Below are 429 nucleotides of genomic sequence, written 5' to 3'. Positions count from 1 at the left end.
AATCGGCAGCCCCTTGGCGCATGGCCTCCACCGCACGCTCGACCGCCGCATGCGCGGTCATCAACAACACCGGCAACTGTGGTTGCTGGCGGCGCAACTGCGCGAGCAACTGGTGGCCATCCATGCCGGGCATGTTCACATCGCTCACCACCAGGCTGAAGGCGCCATCGTGCACGGCCTCCAGGGCTTCCTCGGCACTTCCGACTGCCTGGTAGGCAAAGCCGCCGATTGCCAGCGTGTCACCCAGGGCCTGGCGCAATACGCGGTCGTCCTCGACCAGCAGCACCTTGATCGCCATTACACACCCTCCGCCGACTGCCCGTCGATCAACGGCAACTCGACCCGTACACAGGTGCCGCGACCGACCTTGGAGCGCAGGCTCAGGCTGCCCTGGTGCGCCCGCACCACCGCCTTGACCACCGCCAGCCC

2 protein-coding genes are annotated in these 429 nt (G+C 67.1%); both read right to left on the bottom strand.

Annotated features, from left to right (window positions below; all coding sequences use genetic code 11):
* The coding region (locus tag GYA94_RS27170; protein WP_161893502.1) for a response regulator at positions 1 to 298 on the bottom strand (298 nt) is incomplete at its 3' end.
* The coding region (locus tag GYA94_RS27165; protein ID WP_161893501.1) for an ATP-binding protein at positions 298 to 429 on the bottom strand (132 nt) is incomplete at its 5' end. The genes GYA94_RS27170 and GYA94_RS27165, both read right to left, overlap by 1 nt.

It is taken from the genome of Pseudomonas juntendi, from assembly GCF_009932375.1.
Taxonomy (GTDB): domain Bacteria; phylum Pseudomonadota; class Gammaproteobacteria; order Pseudomonadales; family Pseudomonadaceae; genus Aquipseudomonas; species Aquipseudomonas juntendi.
Note: the sequence above shows the minus strand (reverse complement) of the source record. Positions and strands in the feature narration are given on the sequence as shown.